We start from the raw sequence: 21,065 nt of genomic DNA on the forward strand, positions 1-21,065 counted from the left end.
TTACCCCGCTTGGATTTCGATTTTTTCTGCCATCGCAGCTAAACCAAGATCTTCGATGTAATAGTCTTCATTCGATGATTCATAGTTTTCGATTTGATCGCGTTTAGGGTTATCGATGACCGTACGACGACGAGATCCTTCCTGTACATAAATCGATAAGTTATCGAAAGTGGTGACCAAAATGGCATCTTCTGGGAAATATGGCACTGCATAAACAGGTAAATTGCCCATACGCTTTTGACTGATAATGATGTCTGCAGCCAACTTCTCAGAATTCGGTTGATCCTGGTTCACCAGTGGGAAATATTTGTCTGCTACAGTTTTTCGGTTGCACAGAACAACAAGGTCTGGATTGTCCTGATGAACTTCATCGATCATTTCATCGACTAAGGTCATCACCAAAGCATCTACATTTTTATAATCACCTGTTTTTCCAATGATAATTTTCCCAGTGGTTGCACCTGAAGAAAGTACACGTGCTTGATTTTCTTCACGCATTTTTTGCAACCAACCTTTGTTTACATCCTGCAATTTTGGATTAGCAACAATGTCGGTTGTGGTCGCAATTGACGTACCATTGAAACCAATCATGATACGGTCAAGGGCTTGGCGTTTATGGATTTGACCACTAAAACGAGCATAGAAATCTTTAAACTTCGCCCATTGATCCAGTTTTTGATATTTGATAGCTGTATCAAAGTCCGTTTTACGGCACATATAGAAACGCTCATCCATACCTGACGGATCTTTTGCTTGACGATCCGTATTATCCGTATTGGTACGTGAAGCAATCGGTCGAGAAATGCCAAGTCCTACGGCTGAACCTGATTGTTCTTCCACCAAAAAGACATTAATTTTCTGTAAGAATGCCGATGACAACTGGATTTTGTCTTCTAGCTTTTGCTGAACAGTTGGGGCAACTGTAAACTTTTGAGAGACTTTTTCTACACCGTTTAGTTTTGCCAATTCCTTCATGGCAGCACTGAATTTAAAACGTGTTTCTGTACGCATAAGATTTACTCTTTATAATTTTAATGAAGGATTAACATTCAACTTTTTCGGAGAATGTGTTGTTACCTGATTTCGGGCGTGGCTCTTGTTCAGGTTCACCTTCAAGTTTAGTTTTCAACTCATTGAAGTCGTTTTGCAGCTGCTCATGTGCTGTATTCAAGGTATTGAAATTACCTTCAAGTTTTGAAACGGTTTGACCCTGATTTGCGGTTTCCGTGGCAATTTCAAGAATGGCTTGTTCCTGTTCTGAAAAAGACTCCGCAGACTTCTTCTCGCCTTTTTCTTGTTTTGAGAACATTTCTTTGACTTTTTGGATCAAGCCTGCGGAATAGGATTGCTGCTCTTTGACCTCTTCAAATTCGAGAGAGACTTCTTGAGCAGCAGTAAAGAGATTTTCAGGACGCTGTTTTTTATCAGTAAATGGATTTACTTTGGCACCTGCTGCAAACTGCAACATTTCGGTTCCCAGTGATGCAGGACTGTCTGTTGCAGCAAGGCCGACTAAATACGCTTTACCTTTATTTGCAAAATTTGGATCAACTTCAATCGATGTATAAACTTTTTGTTTTTTCTGATTGAGTGCAATTAAGCTTTCCGTAGGTTCAATCTGAGCAAACAGCGCATCTTTTTCTTCACCATCGATGGTGACTTTTTCAGTTTTGAGTGCCAATACATCGCCATAAGCACCAAACACGCTATCGGGAAAAGGACTACGGATATGCTCAACATTGATACGCGCACCATAGGTGTTTGGATCATAGTTTTCAGCCATTTGGATAATCCAATCTGCCTGAATTTCTCGACCATCCGTAGTGTCCCCTGCTACAGCAATACAGAACCACTTGGATTTATATTTTTTATCTTCTTTGCCCATTTGCAAACCTATTCAGTAAATTGATTGTCGGATAAAAATCACGTTTTCGAATAGGTGCAGAATGGGCAATGTCACATGCCGTCTGCAATCCGCATTCCTTGTATATAACTCACATACAAATTAATCAGACTGCTAAAAAGACACGGTACTGCCAATGTTTGCACATTAAAGCAAACAGCCCTTGGCAATGAATGATCTATCTCCAATCGCAAATTTACATCTGATAATGGACAACAAACTTAAAGCTAAATTTCTATATTGGCTTGGGTGGAAAATTGTCGATATTGCAGAAGTACTAAATGAAAATGAGCGAACGGTTCAGGCATGGAAAACACGTGAAGATTGGGAAAAAGAGAAACCCGAAAATCGTGTTGAGAATGCTCTGTCACTTCGTTTGATGATGCTCATCCTTAAAAATAAAAAGACATCGGGTGACATTAAAGAAATTGATGTGTTGATGCGGGCGTATAAGGAATTCGCCCGTATTGAAAAGTACCGCAATGATGGTACCGAAGCGGATTTGAACCCAGAGATCCGCAAACGAAATACAGCACCACGCAAAAAAGTCCCGAATCATTTTACCGAAGAACAAATCGACGAAATGGTATTAGCGTTTGAAGAACGTTTATTTGAGTACCAATGGACATGGTACCGAGCAATGGATCAACGGTCTCGGATGATTTTAAAAAGTCGTCAAATTGGTGCAACGTATTATTTTGCTTTTGAAGCTCTGATTGATGCTTTAAAAACTGGACGAAATCAAATTTTCTTGTCTGCATCCAAAGCTCAGGCACATATTTTTAAACATTACATTAAAAAATATGCTCAGGAAGTATGTGGTGTAGAACTGACTGGAGATCCAATTTTATTATCTAATGGTGCAGAGTTACGCTTCTTAGGTACTAATTACAGAACAGCACAGGGACATCATGGGAATTTGTATTTCGATGAAATCTTCTGGACTCATGGATTTCAGGAGCTAGAAGAAGTTGCATCAGGAATGGCAACACATAAAAATTGGCGTTTAACATACTTTTCTACACCATCATCGATCACACATGAAGCTTATCCTTTTTGGACAGGAACAAGATTTAACAAAGGCAAACCAAAAGATCGGCAATTAAAAATTGATGTTTCACATGAAGCATTAAAAAATGGGCGGGTCTGTGAGGATCTAATGTGGCGACAAATCGTCACAGTTGAAGATGCCCAAGCGGGTGGTTGTGATCTCTTTGATATTGAGCGTCTTAAATTTGAAAAATCTCCTGACGCTTTCCAAAATTTATATATGTGTGAATTTGTGGACGATGGGCAGTCTATGTTCCCATTGGCTACATTGCAATCATGTATGGTGGACAGTTTGGAACTTTGGCCAGATTTCAAAATTTGGCACACACGTCCATTTGCAAATAAACCCGTTTGGGTTGGTTATGACCCAGCTTTAAGTGGTGACAATGCCGGTCTAGTCGTTCTTGCTCCTCCAGCAGTAGCTGGTGGTAAGTTCCGAGTTTTGGAACGCCATCAACTTAAGGGTAATGACTTTGCTCAACAAGCTGAACTCATCCGAAATATCACCTTACGTTACAACGTCACATATATCGGGATTGATACGACAGGTATGGGGGTTGGTGTCGCTGAGCTTGTTCGACAATTCTTCCCTGGAGTTCATGCCTTTAAGTATTCACCAGAAGTTAAGACTCAGCTCGTCTATAAAACCTTAGATGTCATCCGCAATGGACGACTTGAATATGACGCAGGCGATAAAGATTTAACGCAGTCGCTTATGAGCATCAAAAAAACGATGACTGCCAGTCAGAAGCAAATCACCTTTACTGCAGGGCGTTCAGAAGAAACTGGGCATGCGGATCTGGCTTGGGCACTTATGCATGCCATTTATAACGAACCATTGGCAGGGATTACCGAAACAAATACATCTATGGTGGAGATTTATTCATGAATCTATTTTCAAACGCAAAAAGTTTGATGAACTCAGCTTTAAGCTATTTACCGCAACCTGTACAACAAGCGATTCCTCAAAAGGCTGAAGCCTTTTCCTTTGGTGATGCTGTTCCTGTTCTAGATGGACATGATTTATCTAATTATATGGAATGTTGGTTCAATGGTCGGTGGTATGAACCTCAAGTGAGCCTTGAAGGTCTATCCAAAAGTTTTAAAGCCACGCCTTATTTGAGCAGTGGCATTATTTTCAAACGTAATTTCTTGGCGAATTTATTTGTTCCTCATCCCAAAATGAGCCGAAAGGCTTTTGAACAAATAGGTCTCGACTTTATCTGGTGCGGAAATACTTATGTTGAAGATGTTCAATCACGGTTAAGAAACACGATTGAATATAAGCCTGCTTTGGCTAAATACACTCGCGCAGGCGATTTCTCTGGACAATATTTTTATTTGAACAATAGCCATAAAGGTTATGAGGAATATGAGTTCCCACAAGATCGCATTTGCCATATTCGTGAAACGGATATCGATCAGGAAATCTATGGAACGCCAGAATACATTTCTGCACTTCAAAGTGCATGGTTGAATGAATCGGCTACGCTCTTTCGTCGCAAGTATTATAACAATGGATCTCATGCAGGATTTATTCTTTACGTGAGTGACCCTGCCTCAGATCCGAATGACATTACTGCATTACGAACTGCCTTAAAGGAAAGTAAGGGACCAGGAAACTTTAGAAATTTATTCTATTACAGTCCGAATGGACAAAAAGATGGGATTCAAGTGATCCCTACTTCAGAGATTGCTGCAAAGGATGACTTCACCAATATTAAGTCCATTACGCGAGATGACACTTTGGCTGCTCTGCGTATTCCACCGCAATTGATGGGTATCGTACCTAGTAATGCAGGTGGCTTTGGCGACATCAAATCGGCAACTGAGGTTTTCTATCACAACGAGATTATTCCTTTACAATCCCGTTTGCTTCAATTTAATGAATGGGCTGGCGATGAAGTTATTAAGTTCAATAAATATGAATTAATCCAAACAAAATAAGTAATCACCAAATAATTAAAGCCTGCATGGTCTAAATAACCATGCAGGCTTTTTTTGTATCTTCAGAAAATTAGACCAAATGAGAAGTATTCCCAACTACAACCAACACTACCCAGAGCCGCGCAGTTGCCCCACCCCACCTACGCTCTCTAAATGTGGCTGTTTTACTGCAAACTCAAGATAAAGCGAATCTGCGCGAAATGAGCGCCATTACACGGGGCTTTCACAAGAAATGCTAGAAAACTAATACTGCATTTCACTACAAAGGTACACATTTGCATATTCTTATTCTAATGGACACCAAATTTCACAAACAAATGAACAGAGAGTCGTATCTAATTTGAACACTTCAAATGGATTCTAGGTGAACATAAGTTAAATAGGAATGATTTTACAGTAAGACCGTCATTCGACGGTGCTACAGGGACTCAAGGGAAAATATTCCCTTTTCATCTTAAAAATTATTTTTTACATACAAATCTCATTACGTCATATCTAGTTGATTTGTATACAGGATCTGACCAATTCCCTTTATTTGAAAATTCTTTTAGATTATTTATGCTATTAATTCCTTCTCCTGTCGCTCTAATTTTTAGAATAGAACAGTTTATTTCCATTTTTGAGTAAATAGTTTCTGCTTTAAAAATAGCTTTATAGATAACAGTATTAATATTTCCAGACTTTTTATTGCTGATTAGAAAATATTTTCCTTGGTAATACTGCTCTGACATTGGTATTGCTTTATTTGCATACGTTGTAGTACAAAAAATAATTGCTAATGTTGAGACTAATATTTTTAACACTTTTTAAGCCCTTGAAATAAAAAATTATCTTTCAATTAATCTAAAAATATTGATTAGAATAACCAGATATTAATTCTAATCAAACTTAAATTATGAAATTTAATAGAAATCTATTTTTACCATTTTTACTAAGTATTGTATCGAGTGTTTCTTTTGCTCAGTCCTCCCAATTTAATGATCTTTTAAAGGCTGCAACTAAGGGAAATGCTGAAGCACAATTTAACCTTGGGAGGATGTATGACAAGGGACAAGGTGTTGCCCAAAATTATAATCAGGCCTTTGAATGGTTTAGTAAGTCAGCGGCTCAGGGAAATGCGAAAGCACAATTTACCTTAGCAGGAATGTACTTAAATGGAGATGGTGTCGCCCAGAGTGATGCTAAGGCATTTGAATGGTATAGCAAGTCAGCAGCTCAGGGTGATGCAGCTGCACAAAATAACTTAGCATCGATGTATTCAGATGGTCGAAGTGTCGCCCAGAGTGATGCTAAGGCATTTGAATGGTATAACAAGTCTGCGGCTCAAGGGAATTCACGAGCACAATATAGTCTTGGGGTGATGTATTACGATGGTCGAGGTGTCGCCCAGAGTGATGTTAAGGCGTTTGAATGGTTTAGTAAGTCTGCAGCTCAGGGGCATGTAATTGCGGAATATTATCTGGCAATACTGTATGACAGTGGTCGAGGTGTCGCCCAAAGTGATGTTAAGGCGTTTGAATGGTATAGCAAATCTGCAGCACAAGGGAATGCGCTAGCGCAATATGACTTAGCCGTGATGTATTACGATGGTCGAGGTGTCGCCAAGAGCGATGTTAAGGCATTTGAATGGTTCAGCAAGTCCGAAGCAAAAAGTGGAATGGCAGCAGCGCAATATGGTCTTGGAATAATGTATGACAAAGGTCGAGGTGTCGCCCAGAGTGATGTTAAGGCGTTTGAATGGTATAGCAAGTCTGCAGCACAAGGGCATGTAGATGCACAATATAACTTAGCAGTGATGTATGAAAATGGCCAGGGTGTTGCCCAGAGTGATGTTAAGGCGTTTGAATGGTATAGCAAGTCAGCAGCTCAAGGGGATGCAGGTGCACAAAATAAACTAGCAGTGATGTATGAAACTGGTAAAGGCACAAGCAAAAATACAATGTTGGCAAACGAATGGTATCTAAAAGCAGCAGATAGTGGTAATGCAATGGCCCAATTTAACATTGGTAATAATTATTTATATGGTCAAAATGGTTTGCCAAAAAATCGTACACAAGCTTTAAAGTGGTTTAAAAAAGCAGCAGATAATGGTAATGCACAAGCAAAATTAGTGCTTGCAGGATTACAGTAATTAGTAAGTCTTCCTAAAATTAACATGATGCACTTTATACGTAATTCTTTAAATTATTTATTTTAAATCGACAACTTATCGTTTTTATTGAAGCCTAGCCCACTCCAATAGGGCTTTTTATTGATTTCTCATGTTCCACAATCAATAAATAATTAAAGTTCCACGGCTTTGTGTGGTCTCATTTAATCCTAAAACAGAAAAAAATGTCCAGATGAAATAAGAATAGATGTCTAAGTAGTTCTTGATTTTGCACACATCTAAGGAAAACTAGAAAAACTGACCAAAATGACAAAAGAATATCCAAATCTACTAATTGAAGATCAGCACATTTCCATTACCTGAAAACAGAATTAAGCATACAAACATGTGCTTTTCTAGCTGATGGATGGGATATGAAGTAATAAAGTAATAACAAACCTTAAGATATTGAATTTAAATAAAATAAATCATTACTTCAAAAGGTAATTTTTTGTAATTTTCGAAGTAATATTTTTTAAGTGTTTGATTTTATTGATACTGATTTTGGCTTGATCTAACTTTTTTTCACAGCAATAAATTACTTGGATATTACTTCTAAATTACTTATGAAAACACATATAAGATATTGAAATTAATTGATTAAATTATAAATATTACTTTATTACTTAAAATTTTAGATACCCCATAACTTTTTTCTGACTTTCAGAAAACTATGGTTTTGAATATTTTTCACACGGAACTAAAAAAATTCTGGGAATGAGATGGGGATAGAAAAGTGATCTGAAGAAATGCTTACATGTAAGGTAATAAGAGGAAACTTACATTTAAATCTGTTAGCTTAAACGCTTAACTTTGGGAATTTCTTATTAAAATCAAGAATATGGTCGGAGCAGTAGGATTCGAACCTACGACCCCCTGGTCCCAAACCAGGTGCACTACCAGGCTGTGCTATGCTCCGAAATTGGGGTGAATGACGGGATTCGAACCCGCGACAACTGGAATCACAATCCAGGGCTCTACCAACTGAGCTACATCCACCACTATATAGTTCTACAATATCAAGCTACCAAATGGCGCGCCTGACAGGATTCGAACCTGTGACCATCCGCTTAGAAGGCGGATGCTCTATCCAACTGAGCTACAGGCGCATGACCGATGATACTAATATCATATGATACTTTGCCTTGAAGAATTGGTCGGAGCAGTAGGATTCGAACCTACGACCCCCTGGTCCCAAACCAGGTGCACTACCAGGCTGTGCTATGCTCCGATTCATCTCAGCTTTTACCGTATCGCACATCGTGCGGTACGGTGTGCATTCTAGGCGTGACGCCCAAGAACGTCAACACCTATATTTAAAAAAAGTTAAAAAAACACATCAACCGTATAAATATCAAGCATTTCTGATATTTTTTATACAAATTTTAACGTTTTAAACTCGCACTGAAGTTTAGCATGCGATCTAGAGGTAATTTGGCACGCTCTGCCAAAGCTGGATCAACATGAATTTCCTGATCACCTTGCTGTAATACCTGCAAAATTCCATCCAACTCATTCATCGCCATCCAAGGACAATGTGCACAAGAACGACATGTCGCTCCCTCACCTGCTGTCGGTGCTTCGACTAAAATTTTATTGGGTACCGCTTGTTGCATCTTGTAAAAAATACCGCGGTCTGTCGCCACGATTAAACGTTCATGCGGTAAGGTCTGTGCAGCTTTAATCAGTTGCGAGGTACTTCCAACAGCATCGGCGATATCAACCACAGATTCTGGCGATTCAGGATGAACCAAAACAGCCGCATCTGGATAGAGTGCTTTCATGTTGGCAATGCCACGGGCACGGAATTCTTCATGTACGATACATGCGCCATCCCAAAGCAGCATATCTGCACCCGTTTTCTTTTGAATATAGCGCCCCAAGTGCTGATCTGGTGCCCAAATGATCTTCTCACCCAAGCTATCCAAGTGCTCAATAATCTCAACGGCACAACTAGAAGTCACGACCCAATCTGCACGTGCTTTTACGGCAGCAGAAGTATTGGCATAGACCACAACAGTATGATCAGGATGCTGGTCACAGAACGCGGTGAATTCATCTACAGGGCAGCCTAAATCGAGTGAGCAGGTTGCTTCTAGCGTCGGCATGAGTACCGTTTTTTCTGGCGAGAGAATTTTTGCTGTTTCTCCCATGAATTTCACACCAGCCACAACTAAAGTTGAGGCAGGATGATCACGACCAAAGCGAGCCATTTCCAAGGAATCTGATACACAGCCGCCAGTTAATTCTGCCAATTCCTGTACTTCAGGATCGCAGTAATAATGCGCGACAAGAACAGCATCACGTTTTTTCAATTCCGCTCTGATTTGTTCAAATTTTTCCTGTTTGGCTTGCTCAGTCCAATGATTGTCTTTTGGCTCGCCTAAACGGTCTAAATGCGCCTGCACAATCGATTTTGCGTCATTGGCAATTAAATTGGTCGCATCATTCATAAAAACGTCTTCTCTATCCCAACTGCTTGTTCACAAGCGGTGCATCCATAACACGGTCAAACTTTTGCATATGCCGTTGACCAGTCATTCAAAAACCTTGATTGATAAAAAAGCCTCACATCGGAGGCTTTTCTTCACTCAAATTCCATTAAGAACGGTAATCCGCATTAATTTTGACATAGTCATAAGATAAATCACAGGTATAGACCGTGTCCTTCGCTTGACCGCGACCTAAGTCCACCCGAATGGTAATCTCTGGTTGTGCCATTACGCGTGCGCCTTCGGCTTCCGTATAATCCGCTGCTGCGCCACCATCCTTACAGATTTGTACATCATCTAACCAAACCTGAATTTTTTCAACCTCTAAATTTTTTACTCCAGCATAACCAATGGCCGCCAAAATACGTCCCCAGTTTGGATCTGAAGCAAAGAATGCCGTTTTTACTAACGGAGAGTGCGCAATACTGTAGGCGATATCACAACATTCTTGCGTATCTGCACCACCTTCAACTGCTACTGTCATGAACTTGGTTGCACCCTCTCCATCACGTACAATCAGTTGCGCTAGGCGTTTCATGACACGAACGAGGACTTCAAGCACAGTTGCATAACGAGCATCTTCTGTTGATGTAATTTCAGCACCACCTGCTTGACCCGTTGCGACAAAAATACATGAGTCGTTGGTCGAAGTATCCCCATCAATGGTAATGCGGTTAAAAGATTGATTCACAGCAATCTGTAACAATTGTTGAACCAATTCACGTGAGATTGGTGCATCCGTCGCAACATAACCCAACATGGTCGCCATATTAGGACGAATCATGCCAGCCCCTTTGGAAATACCCGTCATGGTATACACAACACCATCTAGTTCAAACTGCTCAGATGCCCCCTTAGGTGTTGTATCCGTGGTCATAATGCCAAATGCAGCATCTGTCCAAGCATCTTCCTGCAAACTATCCAACGCTGGCTGTAAACCTGCGACTAAACGTGGCAATGGCAATTGCTCACCAATCACACCTGTAGAAAAAGGGAGAACCTGTTCTGGATTAACGCCTGCCAATTTTGCCAATTGCATACAAGTTTCTTGGGCATTTTGCATTCCCAAAGTACCTGTTCCAGCATTGGCATTGCCTGTATTAATAATTAAATAACGTGGATTTCCCATAGCTAAATGAGCTTTTGACACATGTACTGGTGCTGCACAGAATGCGTTCTGTGTGAAAACACCCGCAACATTTGAACCTTCGGCAAATTCAAAAATGACCAGATCACGTCGGTTCTGATAGCGAATATATGCTTCAGCCGAACCGATTTTTACCCCTTTGACCACATGCATCTGTGGCATAGTAACGTCACCCACTGCCATTTTTAAATGTCCACTTTGTTGTTCAAGTAAGTGTCACAGCTTAGTAGAAATGCAACTAAAAATCGAGGTGTTTCAGGCAATTTCCTGCGTATTCCGCTTACACAGCTAAAAATTATTTTCACCCCAATTTAAAAGGGTATTTCGCATAATTAAATTCGACTCGAACCCATACTTATGTAAAAAAAAAAGCAGCTCGTAAGCTGCCTTTTGATGTATTGACTTAGTTTGCAGCCAACTGCGTTGAACCACCTATAAGGGTTTGTTTCGCTTGTTCTTGGCTTTCCATCGAAAGTGCTGGGTTTGTAGCAACAATACGAGTTGCCGTCGTTGTAGTTGCAGCACTCACTGCTGCGGTTTTTAAGATGATTGGGCGCTGTTGCGCATTTGGAAAAGTATATTTAATTCCTGTACGCGGGCTCATTACAGTCACATTAGTATCTTGTACGGTGGCTGATGCAGTTGTTGCACCTTGAGCAGCTTGTACTTTTTCAACCGTCGTTGTTTCAGGCGTATTCGCCATAGCCAAAGTCGGAATTGCCAAAACAGCAATGACTAAAGGTTGTAATAATTTTTTCATTATCTTTCGCTTTTCAGGTTCCAATGAGCAACTTAATACCACTTAATAATAAACACTGCAAACCTTATTCACATCTTGAAAATATTTAACTACAGTTCGCACAAAAACAAAAAACCCTTGCAGTACGTCAAAAAGATAGAAGCCATACAAGGGTTTACTTTAGTCAGTTGATAAACTTAAATTTTACCGTGACATTGTTTATATTTTAAACCTGAACCACATGGACAAGGAGAGTTACGACTAGCTGGTGCAACTACATTGTGATCTGCCACAGGGCTGAAACCTGAATGTTGCTCTGAAGTAACGAGCGAAGTCACTTCACCTGTTAATCCATCCACTTCATCATGCGAAAGATTCAATTGCATTGCTTCCGCTTGCGCTTGCTTCTGTGCTTCCATCGCAGCTAACTCTTCTGGTGTTGGCACATGTACACGAGATAAATCGGTCACCACATCCGTTTTGATCACAGCCAACATATTCACAAATAAGTTGAATGCTTCTTTCTTGTATTCTTGCTCAGGGTTCTTTTGTGCATAACCACGTAAATGAATCCCTTGGCGCAAGTAATCCATTGCCGCCAAATGATCTTTCCAATGGCGATCTAAGGCACTCAAAACAAAATGACGCTCAAGCATGGCTGCCGATTCTGGTCCCATTTGTTCACGACGTGAACGGTAGCGCGTGACAATCTCATCAGTAATGCGATCAACCAGTGCTTCTTCATCGAGACGACGCTCATTTTCCAACCAGTGATTAATCGGTAAATCGACCGCAAACTCTTCACGTAATGCACGCTCAAGACCTTCAATATCCCACTGATCGTGAATCGACTCTGGTGGAATGTAATTGGCAATCACCGCTTTCATCACTTCATGATGCATTTCTTCGACATATTCTTGCAGCGTATTTTCTGCGAGAACATCATCACGTTGTGAATAAATAATCTTACGTTGTTCGTTATTCACATCATCGTACTTCAACAGATTCTTACGAATATCAAAGTTACGTGCTTCCACTTTACGCTGGGCATTTTCAATCGAGCGCGACACCATTTTGTGTTCAATCGCTTCGTCTTCTTGCAAGCCCATGGCACGCATCATGGCAACCACACGGTCACCTGCAAAGATACGCATCAAGTCATCTTCAAGTGACAAATAGAAGCGTGATACACCAGGGTCACCTTGACGACCCGCACGACCACGCAACTGGTTATCAATACGACGTGATTCGTGGCGCTCAGAACCAATAATATGTAAACCACCTGAAGCCAAGACCATTTCGTGGTTTTGCTCCCACTCTTCTTTTAAGCGAGCTTCATCTTCAGGTGTATGATTTTCAATTTTCGCGAGTTTTGCTTTCCAGTTACCACCCAAAATAATGTCGGTACCACGACCTGCCATGTTGGTGGCAATGGTTACCGCGCGTGGTGAACCTGCTTGGGCAATAATATCGGCTTCACGTTCATGCTGTTTCGCATTCAAAACTTCATGCTGAATGCCTGCTTCTTTCAGCTTTTCAGACAAGATTTCAGACGCTTCAATAGTTGCCGTACCAATCAAAATTGGAGCAACACCTGCTTCATGCACACGTTGAATTTCTTGAATAATCGCATTGTATTTGCCATTACGATTTAAATAGATTAAATCATTTTGATCCAGACGAATCATTGGTCGATGCGTTGGAATAATGACCACATCCAAACCATAAATTTCTTTCATTTCCGCAGCTTCTGTATCTGCGGTACCGGTCATGCCTGACAATTTTTTGTATAAACGGAAATAGTTTTGGAAAGTCGTGGTTGCCAAAGTTTGGTTTTCTGGCTGAATTTCCAAGCCTTCTTTGGCTTCTACAGCTTGATGCAAACCTTCAGACCAACGGCGTCCAGGCATAGTACGACCAGTGTTCTCATCCACAATGATGACTTCACCTTCGTGGATGATGTAATGTACATTGCGTTGATACAAGAAATGCGCACGAATTGCAGCCGTCACATGGTGTACCAAATTAAGGTTTGATGCTGAATACAGGCTCTCACCTTTAGCCAACAAGCCCATTTCAATCAATTCATTTTCAACAGTTTCAAAACCAACTTCGGTCATTTCTACCGAACGTTGCTTTTCATCAATCCAGAAATGACCGCCATCTGCAACTTTTTCTTCTTTTTGCGCATGCAGTTTGGGTGGAATGGCATTGATCGCTGCATAAAGCTGAGAAGAGTCATCGCTTTGACCCGAGATAATCAACGGCGTACGCGCTTCATCAATTAAAATCGAATCGACTTCGTCAATAATGGCATAAATCAAACCACGTTGTTTTTTCTCTGCAAGCGCAAACACCATATTGTCGCGCAAGTAGTCAAAACCAAATTCATTGTTGGTCCCGTAAGTGATATCTGCACGGTAGGCATCTGCTTTTTCCATTGGATTTTGCATGGAATAAATAATCCCAATACTTAAACCCAAGAATTCAAACAGTGGGCGGTTTAACTCGGCATCACGCTGAGCCAAGTAGTCATTGACTGTAATGACATGCACGCCCTGACCACTGATCGCATTCAAATAACACGCCAGTGTACCCATGAGAGTTTTACCCTCACCCGTACGCATTTCGGCAATTTTACCTTCATGCAGAGTAATACCACCAATCAACTGCACATCATAATGACGCATACCCATGACACGTTTTGCTGCTTCACGACAGACAGCAAATGCTTCAGGCAATAATTTATCGAGGCTTTCACCTTTGTTATAACGTTGTTTGAATTCTTCGGTTTTTGCAGATAAGTCTGCATCGTTTAAGGCAGATATCGTCGGCTCGAGCGCATTAATCTTGTCTACGATTTTACGCATGCGTTTGAGTTCGCGCTCATTTTTGGTACCGAAGATTCCTCCGATCAGACTTGCCAACATGAATAGACTCTCTAAATCTTGCTTGTCAATGAATAAATTTTTTCTCAGACGTTATTATGGTGCTAGAAATTTGAAGTACAAGGGTTTTGCACAAAACCAATAAAAAAATTCTGATCACAGGTTCTAGCCACAGATCTAAGGCGAATTAATGTAACAAATTTCAGCCATGCGATATAGAGCGTTCCTCTTGAATGGCAGGATATTTTCCAACCTTGATGCAACCCTTTTATTCCTTATTGGTATAAGCAAATGCAAAAAAGCTATTTTCCAAGTCAAAGAATTGCGCGATAGTCTGACTTAAATCAAATACACAAAACAATTGAGGTAAATAAAAATGTCACTACGTTTAGGCGATATCGCACCCAATTTTGAGCAAGATTCAAGTGAGGGAAAAATTAATTTTTATGATTACTTAGGTGATAGTTGGGGCATTCTGTTTTCCCATCCAGCAGACTATACGCCTGTATGTACCACAGAGTTAGGTTATACCGCAAAACTAAAAGATGAATTTGCACAACGCGGAGTCAAAGCGATTGCGTTGTCAGTCGATGATGTCGAATCACATCATGGCTGGATTCAAGACATTAATGAAACCCAGAATACTACGGTCAATTTCCCGATTATTGCTGATAAAGATCGTAAGGTCTCCACCCTATATGACTTTATTCATCCCAATGCCAGTGAAACCTTGACAGTACGTTCTTTGGTGATTATCGACCCAAATAAGAAAGTCCGCTTAATCATTACTTATCCTGCGTCAACAGGACGTAACTTCCACGAGATTTTACGTGTCATTGATTCATTACAATTGACTGATCATCATAAAGTTGCGACCCCCGCCAACTGGACACATGGCGATGATGTGGTAATTGTACCTTCTTTACAAGATGAAGCTGAACTGAAACAACGCTTCCCGAAAGGCTATACCGCAGTAAAACCTTATTTACGCCTTACTCCACAGCCGAATCTAAAATAAAACGTAATCTTTCCAACCTGCATGATGAACCTGTCTACGGACAGGTTGCTTATGCTTCACAAAGGTCGACCAAGTTCTATTTGGTATTTTGGTCACAGTCAGTTATAAATACAGCAAACCATTTTAAGAATAACGACTGTGATTCATAACATTCATCATTTACACTGTGGCACCATGTGCCCTGTTTGCGGCCCCTTATTTGGGCAAAAAGGATTACATGCTCATGTGATCTGTCATTGCTTACTGTTAGAAACAGACCGTGGATTGGTCTTGATTGATACAGGTTTAGGTATGCAAGATCTCCTTCATACCAAAGCCCGTCTTGGGAACATGATTGCGCGGTTTGGAAAAATTGAAAACAATTTAGAACTGACAGCCATCGCACAAATACAAAAATTAGGCTTTAACCCCAAAGATGTGCAACATATTTTTGTCTCACATTTAGATTTTGACCATGCTGGTGGTATCTCTGATTTCCCTCAAGCAACGGTACATGTGCTGTCTTCCGAATACAATGCTACACAAAATTTGAACCACTACAAACGCAAAGCTCGCTATAAAGTGAAACAATTTCAACAACATCGTTACTGGAACTTTATTGAACCCATTGCCAACGACGACTGGTTCAACCTCAAACAAATTCGCAATTTTGATTTATTTGAAAATGACCTGTTGATGATTCCCCTCTTGGGACATACCGCAGGTCATAGTGGTATTGCTGTTCGTAACCAAGATCAATGGTTACTGTTCTGTGGAGATGCCTACTATTCACATTTACAACTCGATGGTCAGCATAAGCTCAGAACCTTAAATCAATTGGAGCAATTCTTTGCCGAAGATAATCAAGCACGTGTGGAAAATTTAACACGATTGCAAACACTGTCCCAAACCCATCCTGAAGTTCAACTCATCTGTGCACATGACCCTGTAGAATTGGCCCGATACCAATGAAAATTCAAACGCGTATACTTTATAGCTGCCTATGTCTCAGCACGTTAAGCTTTACTGGCTGTGTGACCACGCCAGCACTACCGCCCGAAGCTCGACCAACGCAATGGGGAACCTTGATCAATCAAGCTGATAATTTTTATCAAATCAGTACAGATGTCTTTCGTAGTGAACAACCCAATACAGAAATGGCCGCAGCACTCAAAGCTCATGATATTGATGTCGTGATTAACTTAAGATCACGACATCAAGACCCGCAAAATTTGAATGCGCAAAATTTTAAGTTGGTGCATATTCCCATTCATACTTGGGCTATTGATCGGGAAGATTTATTAGCAGCGATGCGCCAAATTCAATTGGCAAAAGCACAACAACAAAAAGTACTTATTCATTGTTACCACGGCTCAGATCGTACAGGTGCCAGCATTGCCATGTATCGAATTATCTTTGAAAAATGGAGTATTGATGATGCTTTACAAGAAATGAAATATGGGGGCTATGGTTTCCACCCCATTTGGCAAAACATCGAAAATTTATTTACCCCCGAAAATGTAAAATGGATTCAAGAGCAACTCTCGAATCCATCTTAAAGCATGACTGAAATGAACTAACGACGGTCTAAGGGTACCCAATCAATCACCCATGCGGACTTCATATTTAAGCTCGCATCAGTGGTAATCTTTTTACGGGTTACGTCTGCAACATCACGACTTTTGGCAGGCCCAACCATAATTCGAATACCTTTCGATGTTGGGCTTTGTACCACCTTATAGCCTTTCGCCTTTAACTTGGAAATGACGCTATCAGCATTGGCCGCATTGGCCGCCAGTGCCACTTGAACCATCCACTGCTTATCACCATTTTCGAGTAAGTCTCTTGCCTTTTCGGCCTCAGCTTTCTTCTTGGCATCTTCTTTGCGTTTCGCTTCGGCTTCACGCAATTTCTTTTCTTCAGCAGCTTTGGCTGCTACTTGACGCTCTTGATCTGCTTTACGCTGTGCCTCTAATTTACGTTGAGCTTCCGCTTCACGTAATTTTTTATCCTCAGCAGCTTTCGCAAGCGCCTTACGTTCTTCATCTGCCTTACGTTGAGCTTCTGCCTTTAAACGCTCTTCATTACGTTTTTTATCAGCTTCAGACGATTGTGATGCCTTCTGCTGATCTAGCTTCTTTTGTGCAGCAAGCTTTTCCTCCGCTAAGCGCTTTTGCTTGGCTTTTTCATCTTCAACCAATTCAGGCGGAATGTTATCTGAGCTTTGCTGTGCACCCGTCCGTGCTGCATTTAATGCTGCATATTCTTCGGCTGCTTTACGTGCAGCATCAGCTTCTGCCTGCTGTTGCTGTGCCAGAAACTCCGCGGCACGCGCTTCCTGCTCTGCTACGGCCTTTTCACGGGCACGGCGTTGCTCTTCAAGCAAACGCTTTTCCGTTTCAACATCAACAGTGAGGCCTTGCAATTGCACCATGCCACTGTCTTTGACATTCTGTTGCTGAGCTTGCTCGACCAATTCAGGGTGTTTGATGTTATTTTGATGTATTTCTTCTTTACCTTTCAGAAGCAAGGCTGCCAATAAAACACCACCACCTAATAAAACAACGCCACCCATCCAGCGTTGTTTGTTATTCATTGACATTCTTCCAAATACTCCCAGACTGCTTCCAAAGTATGAAATGAACCACATACCAAAATCAGCTGATTATTTTTAGATTCATCGAGGGCTGATTGGAAAGCTAATTGAACATTAGTGAAATGCTGTACTGTCTGTTGTTGTAATGCGTCATCGAGTTGGGCAATTTCCGCAGCTCGTGGCACCGTTAATGGTGCAATTTTCCACATTAAAATACTATTTTTCAATGACTCAACCACAGATTTAATATCTTTATCGGCCAACATTGAAAAAACAGCAACCACTTCTGTGTATTGTTTATTGTATTTTAGGAAATTTCGCAATTGCTTTAACAAAAAATCAACGCCATGTGGATTATGTCCCGCATCAAAAATCACGGTTTTATCCGCAATTTGACGAATTTCAAAACGTCCTGACAGTTGTGCCTGTTGAATACCCTGCGCAATTGCTTCCTGTCGAATCTCCAATCCACTCAACAAAACAGCGGCAACAGCGGTAGAAATATTTTCTAATGCCAAACGCCCGAGTGGTAATTTTAAGGTGGTTCCAGAAGATGCAAATAACCAATGCTGTCTATCTTCACTCAGTTGATAAAAATAATCGCGTTCAGCAGCAAATAGCGGTGCATGACACTCTTGTGCTTTTTTGGCAATCGCTTCTGGTAAACTTTGTAATCCACCAAAAATAACAGGAATATTAGGGCGAATAATGCCTGCCTTTTCATAGGCAATTTTTTCGATGGTATCGCCTAACCAATCGGTATGATCTAAACCAATATTGGTAATGACTGCAACATCTGGATCAATCACATTGACCACATCCAGACGGCCACCTAGCCCCACCTCAAGCACCCAGACATCACAAGCTTGTTGTTTAAAAATCAAGAAAGCGGCCAAAGTGGTCGCCTCAAAGAAAGATAAACTCAAATTGCATGCACGACGTGCTTGATCGACCTGTACAAAAGCATCAATCAGACTTTGGTCATCAACTTCCTGACCTGCAAGTTTCACACGTTCATTAAATCGATAAATATGCGGCGACTGATAAAGTCCAACCTTATAGCCTTGCGCATTTAGAATTGCTGCCAAGGTGGTTGTGGTTGAACCTTTGCCATTTGTGCCAGCAACCGTAATTACTTTCGCTTCTGGTTGCGTTACACCAAGCATTTCAGCGACGGGAACGACGCGTTCTAAACCTAAATCAATTCCCGTAACGTGAACATGGCCCCAATACGAGAGCCATGTGTCTAAATTATCTTGTACAAGTGGTGCAGTATGGTTCAAGGTAAATTCATCAATTTAGTCACAATGCGATATACAGTATCACGTAATGCATGACGATGAACGATTTGATCGACTACACCATGATCAAGCAAGTATTCAGCACGTTGGAACGGTTCTTCCAATTTCTCACGTACTGTTTGCTCAATCACACGTTTACCCGCAAAACCAATCATTGCTTTCGGCTCTGCAATATGTACATCACCCAACATGGCTAATGAAGCGGTTACACCACCATATACTGGATGCGTTAACACCACAATGTACGGTAAACCCGCTTCTTTTACACGTTGAATCGCTGCTGATGTACGTGCCATTTGCATTAAAGACAACATGCCTTCTTGCATACGTGCGCCACCTGATGCAGCAAAACAAATGAATGGCTGTTTCAATGCAATTGCACGTTCAGCCGCTTGCACAAAACGATCACCAACAACTGTACCCATTGAACCGCCCATAAAGTCGAATTCAAAAGCACATGCGGTCATTGCTACATCTTTCAATGTACCTTGCATTACGATTAAAGCTTCAGATTCACCTGTTTTCTTTTGCGCTTCAACCATACGCTCTGGGTAAGGCTTACTGTCAACAAATTTAAGTGGATCTTTGGCAACAAATTCTTGACCCAGTTCAGTTTTAACTTGGTCAAAGAACCATGTTAAACGATCACGCGCTTTCATGCGTAAATGCTCGTCACATTGTGGGCAGACATAAGCATTGAATGTCATTGCGGTGCGTGTCACCAATGCATGACATTCAGGACATTCAACCGTTGGTTCTGTAAACGTTGCTTTGAGTGCTTGTTGCTCATCGGGAACTTCAATGCCTGGAACGCCACGTTCAGTCCACGGTGTCGATGGGCTAAGAATTTTCCCTGATTTCACTTCTTGATTCATACTAACTCATCGAGCGCTGCTCGAAGCTCCTTGACTTTATTAACCGTTTCAACAACGGCTTGTTCTGGTGCCAAGCTTGCAAATTGTTTTACAAATGCACTGCCGACAATCACAGCATCCGCCACACCACCCATTGCTTTCGCAGAAGCAGCATCGCTAATACCAAAACCGACACCAACAGGAATATCTGTCTCTGCTTTAATTTTTTGGATACGTGCCGCAGCTTCAGACACATCTAAAGTTGCTGCACCTGTTACCCCTTTCAAAGATACATAATAGATAAATCCACTGGCCTGCTTCACCACATGACGAATACGTTCATCCGTAGAAGTTGGCGCAAGTAAGAAAATTTGATCCATTTCATACTTTTTCAGGACATCATCCAGAGCTTGGGCTTCTTCTGGCGGTAAATCGACCAGCAAGATGCCATCCACACCACATTCGTTGGCATAGGCTACAAATTTTTCATAGCCAATCACTTCAACAGGATTTAAATATCCCATTAACACAACAGGTGTTTCTTGGTCTTTTTGACGGAACTCTTTCACCATATTCAATGCATCTAGGGTATTGGTTCCACCAGCCAAAGCACGCTCAGCGGCTAAAGCAATGACAGGACCATCCGCCATAGGGTCTGAAAATGGTAGTCCAAGTTCAATAACATCTACGCCCGCCTCAACCATTTGATGTAACAGAGGTACTGTTACTTGTGGATGAGGATCTCCAGCCATCACATAGGAAACTAGCGCTTTACGCTGTTGAGATTTAAGTTGTCCAAAACGAGTGGCTAAACGTGACATAGGGTTGTACTTTCCTTGAATTATTTAAAACTGAGGAGTTGGTTTTGTAGAAATACAAGACAACGCATTGTAACGCTATTTTTTACACCTTGAATAGAGTTCATGCACTTCCTTTGAATTTCATACGACATCACCTGATTCAGAACAACCCGAAAGCTACATTTACTAATATTTGGCGAGT

General features: G+C 41.1%; 17 protein-coding genes and 4 tRNA genes. 6 read left to right on the top strand and 15 right to left on the bottom strand.

The features are described 5' to 3' along the window. Positions 1-1,011: a phage major capsid protein, P2 family gene (locus DCO44_RS10040; RefSeq protein WP_116761521.1), complete on the bottom strand. Its 1,011-nt coding sequence runs from the start codon at positions 1,009-1,011 to the stop codon at positions 1-3. 31 nt (positions 1,012-1,042) lie between these two features. Further along, positions 1,043-1,885, bottom strand: coding sequence for a GPO family capsid scaffolding protein (locus tag DCO44_RS10045; RefSeq protein ID WP_116761523.1), 843 nt, complete (start codon positions 1,883-1,885; stop codon positions 1,043-1,045). A 187-nt stretch (positions 1,886-2,072) separates the two neighbouring features. On the opposite strand from DCO44_RS10045, the gene DCO44_RS10050 reads away from it, so the two are divergent. Both DCO44_RS10050 and DCO44_RS10055 read left to right on the top strand, forming a co-directional pair. After that, positions 2,073-3,842 carry a terminase large subunit domain-containing protein gene (locus tag DCO44_RS10050; protein WP_116761525.1) on the top strand — a complete coding sequence of 590 codons (1,770 nt, stop codon included), beginning with the start codon at positions 2,073-2,075 and terminating at the stop codon, positions 3,840-3,842. After that, complete coding sequence (locus DCO44_RS10055; protein WP_116761527.1) at positions 3,839-4,900, top strand: phage portal protein; 1,062 nt, start codon at positions 3,839-3,841, stop codon at positions 4,898-4,900. The genes DCO44_RS10050 and DCO44_RS10055 overlap by 4 nt, the downstream gene beginning before the upstream one ends. A 461-nt stretch (positions 4,901-5,361) precedes the next feature. Here DCO44_RS10055 and DCO44_RS10060 read toward each other — a convergent pair whose 3' ends face one another. Further along, positions 5,362-5,703 carry a hypothetical protein gene (locus tag DCO44_RS10060; protein WP_133243158.1) on the bottom strand — a complete coding sequence of 114 codons (342 nt, stop codon included), beginning with the start codon at positions 5,701-5,703 and terminating at the stop codon, positions 5,362-5,364. A 92-nt stretch (positions 5,704-5,795) separates the two neighbouring features. Here DCO44_RS10060 and DCO44_RS10065 point away from each other — a divergent pair, with 92 nt between their 5' ends. Continuing rightward, positions 5,796-7,031: a tetratricopeptide repeat protein gene (locus DCO44_RS10065; protein ID WP_116761531.1), complete on the top strand. Its 1,236-nt coding sequence runs from the start codon at positions 5,796-5,798 to the stop codon at positions 7,029-7,031. Between the two features lie 860 nt (positions 7,032-7,891). Here DCO44_RS10065 and DCO44_RS10070 read toward each other — a convergent pair. From DCO44_RS10070 to secA, 8 genes are all read right to left on the bottom strand, one after another. Further along, positions 7,892-7,968 (bottom strand) — tRNA-Pro (locus tag DCO44_RS10070). A 4-nt stretch (positions 7,969-7,972) separates the two neighbouring features. Then, positions 7,973-8,048: transfer RNA gene (locus tag DCO44_RS10075), tRNA-His, on the bottom strand. A 33-nt stretch (positions 8,049-8,081) separates the two neighbouring features. Continuing rightward, positions 8,082-8,158: transfer RNA gene (locus DCO44_RS10080), tRNA-Arg, on the bottom strand. Between the two features lie 45 nt (positions 8,159-8,203). Continuing rightward, a tRNA-Pro gene (locus DCO44_RS10085) sits at positions 8,204-8,280 on the bottom strand. 154 nt (positions 8,281-8,434) lie between these two features. After that, positions 8,435-9,502, bottom strand: coding sequence for a quinolinate synthase NadA (nadA, locus tag DCO44_RS10090; RefSeq protein WP_116761533.1), 1,068 nt, complete (start codon positions 9,500-9,502; stop codon positions 8,435-8,437). 148 nt (positions 9,503-9,650) lie between these two features. Continuing rightward, the gene (argJ, locus tag DCO44_RS10095; protein WP_116761535.1) at positions 9,651-10,871 is read right to left on the bottom strand and encodes a bifunctional glutamate N-acetyltransferase/amino-acid acetyltransferase ArgJ; all 1,221 of its coding nucleotides are present in this window, start codon (positions 10,869-10,871) and stop codon (positions 9,651-9,653) included. Positions 10,872-11,091: 220 nt separating this feature from the next. Then, positions 11,092-11,448: a hypothetical protein gene (locus DCO44_RS10100; RefSeq protein ID WP_116761537.1), complete on the bottom strand. Its 357-nt coding sequence runs from the start codon at positions 11,446-11,448 to the stop codon at positions 11,092-11,094. Positions 11,449-11,624: 176 nt separating this feature from the next. Then, positions 11,625-14,357 (bottom strand): preprotein translocase subunit SecA, encoded by a 2,733-nt coding sequence (secA, locus tag DCO44_RS10105; protein WP_116761539.1) that lies wholly within the window; start codon positions 14,355-14,357, stop codon positions 11,625-11,627. A 334-nt stretch (positions 14,358-14,691) separates the two neighbouring features. Between secA and DCO44_RS10110 the strand changes: the two genes are divergently transcribed. The 3 genes from DCO44_RS10110 (at position 14,692) to DCO44_RS10120 (ending at position 16,871) form a co-directional block, all read left to right on the top strand. After that, a complete protein-coding gene (locus DCO44_RS10110; protein ID WP_116761541.1) occupies positions 14,692-15,333 on the top strand; it encodes a peroxiredoxin in 642 nt (213 codons plus the stop codon). A gap of 138 nt (positions 15,334-15,471) precedes the next feature. Then, on the top strand, positions 15,472-16,284 hold the full coding sequence (locus DCO44_RS10115) for an MBL fold metallo-hydrolase (protein ID WP_116761543.1): 813 nt from the start codon (positions 15,472-15,474) through the stop codon (positions 16,282-16,284). After that, a complete protein-coding gene (locus DCO44_RS10120; protein ID WP_116761546.1) occupies positions 16,281-16,871 on the top strand; it encodes a dual specificity protein phosphatase family protein in 591 nt (196 codons plus the stop codon). Before DCO44_RS10115 ends, DCO44_RS10120 begins: the two co-directional genes overlap by 4 nt. 17 nt (positions 16,872-16,888) lie before the next feature. Here the strand turns inward: DCO44_RS10120 and DCO44_RS10125 are convergent, their stop codons facing one another. The 4 genes from DCO44_RS10125 to trpA are packed head-to-tail and all read right to left on the bottom strand — an operon-like array spanning position 16,889 to position 20,884. Next, positions 16,889-17,914 carry an SPOR domain-containing protein gene (locus DCO44_RS10125; protein ID WP_171304960.1) on the bottom strand — a complete coding sequence of 342 codons (1,026 nt, stop codon included), beginning with the start codon at positions 17,912-17,914 and terminating at the stop codon, positions 16,889-16,891. Beyond that, a complete protein-coding gene (gene folC, locus DCO44_RS10130; RefSeq protein ID WP_116761550.1) occupies positions 17,905-19,191 on the bottom strand; it encodes a bifunctional tetrahydrofolate synthase/dihydrofolate synthase in 1,287 nt (428 codons plus the stop codon). The genes DCO44_RS10125 and folC overlap by 10 nt, the downstream gene beginning before the upstream one ends. Continuing rightward, entirely contained in the window at positions 19,188-20,084 is an 897-nt protein-coding gene (gene accD, locus DCO44_RS10135; RefSeq protein WP_116761552.1) for an acetyl-CoA carboxylase, carboxyltransferase subunit beta, read from the bottom strand. Before accD ends, folC begins: the two co-directional genes overlap by 4 nt. Next, positions 20,081-20,884 (bottom strand): tryptophan synthase subunit alpha, encoded by an 804-nt coding sequence (gene trpA / locus DCO44_RS10140; protein ID WP_116761554.1) that lies wholly within the window; start codon positions 20,882-20,884, stop codon positions 20,081-20,083. The genes accD and trpA overlap by 4 nt, the downstream gene beginning before the upstream one ends. Between the last annotated feature and the right edge of the window lie 181 nt (positions 20,885-21,065).

The sequence above is a fragment of the Acinetobacter sp. AM genome (assembly GCF_003105055.1).
Lineage (GTDB): Bacteria > Pseudomonadota > Gammaproteobacteria > Pseudomonadales > Moraxellaceae > Acinetobacter > Acinetobacter tibetensis.

Coding starts and splice junctions, on each gene's coding strand:
- DCO44_RS10045 (WP_116761523.1), bottom strand. CDS start 1,885: ATGGGCAAAGAAGATAAAAAATATAAATCCAAGTGGTTCTGTATTGCT.
- DCO44_RS10065 (WP_116761531.1), top strand. CDS start 5,796: ATGAAATTTAATAGAAATCTATTTTTACCATTTTTACTAAGTATTGTA.
- accD (WP_116761552.1), bottom strand. CDS start 20,084: ATGAATCAAGAAGTGAAATCAGGGAAAATTCTTAGCCCATCGACACCG.
- DCO44_RS10040 (WP_116761521.1), bottom strand. CDS start 1,011: ATGCGTACAGAAACACGTTTTAAATTCAGTGCTGCCATGAAGGAATTG.
- trpA (WP_116761554.1), bottom strand. CDS start 20,884: ATGTCACGTTTAGCCACTCGTTTTGGACAACTTAAATCTCAACAGCGT.
- DCO44_RS10120 (WP_116761546.1), top strand. CDS start 16,281: ATGAAAATTCAAACGCGTATACTTTATAGCTGCCTATGTCTCAGCACG.
- DCO44_RS10055 (WP_116761527.1), top strand. CDS start 3,839: ATGAATCTATTTTCAAACGCAAAAAGTTTGATGAACTCAGCTTTAAGC.
- DCO44_RS10110 (WP_116761541.1), top strand. CDS start 14,692: ATGTCACTACGTTTAGGCGATATCGCACCCAATTTTGAGCAAGATTCA.
- argJ (WP_116761535.1), bottom strand. CDS start 10,871: ATGGCAGTGGGTGACGTTACTATGCCACAGATGCATGTGGTCAAAGGG.
- DCO44_RS10100 (WP_116761537.1), bottom strand. CDS start 11,448: ATGAAAAAATTATTACAACCTTTAGTCATTGCTGTTTTGGCAATTCCG.
- secA (WP_116761539.1), bottom strand. CDS start 14,357: ATGTTGGCAAGTCTGATCGGAGGAATCTTCGGTACCAAAAATGAGCGC.
- DCO44_RS10125 (WP_171304960.1), bottom strand. CDS start 17,914: ATGTCAATGAATAACAAACAACGCTGGATGGGTGGCGTTGTTTTATTA.
- nadA (WP_116761533.1), bottom strand. CDS start 9,502: ATGAATGATGCGACCAATTTAATTGCCAATGACGCAAAATCGATTGTG.
- DCO44_RS10050 (WP_116761525.1), top strand. CDS start 2,073: ATGAATGATCTATCTCCAATCGCAAATTTACATCTGATAATGGACAAC.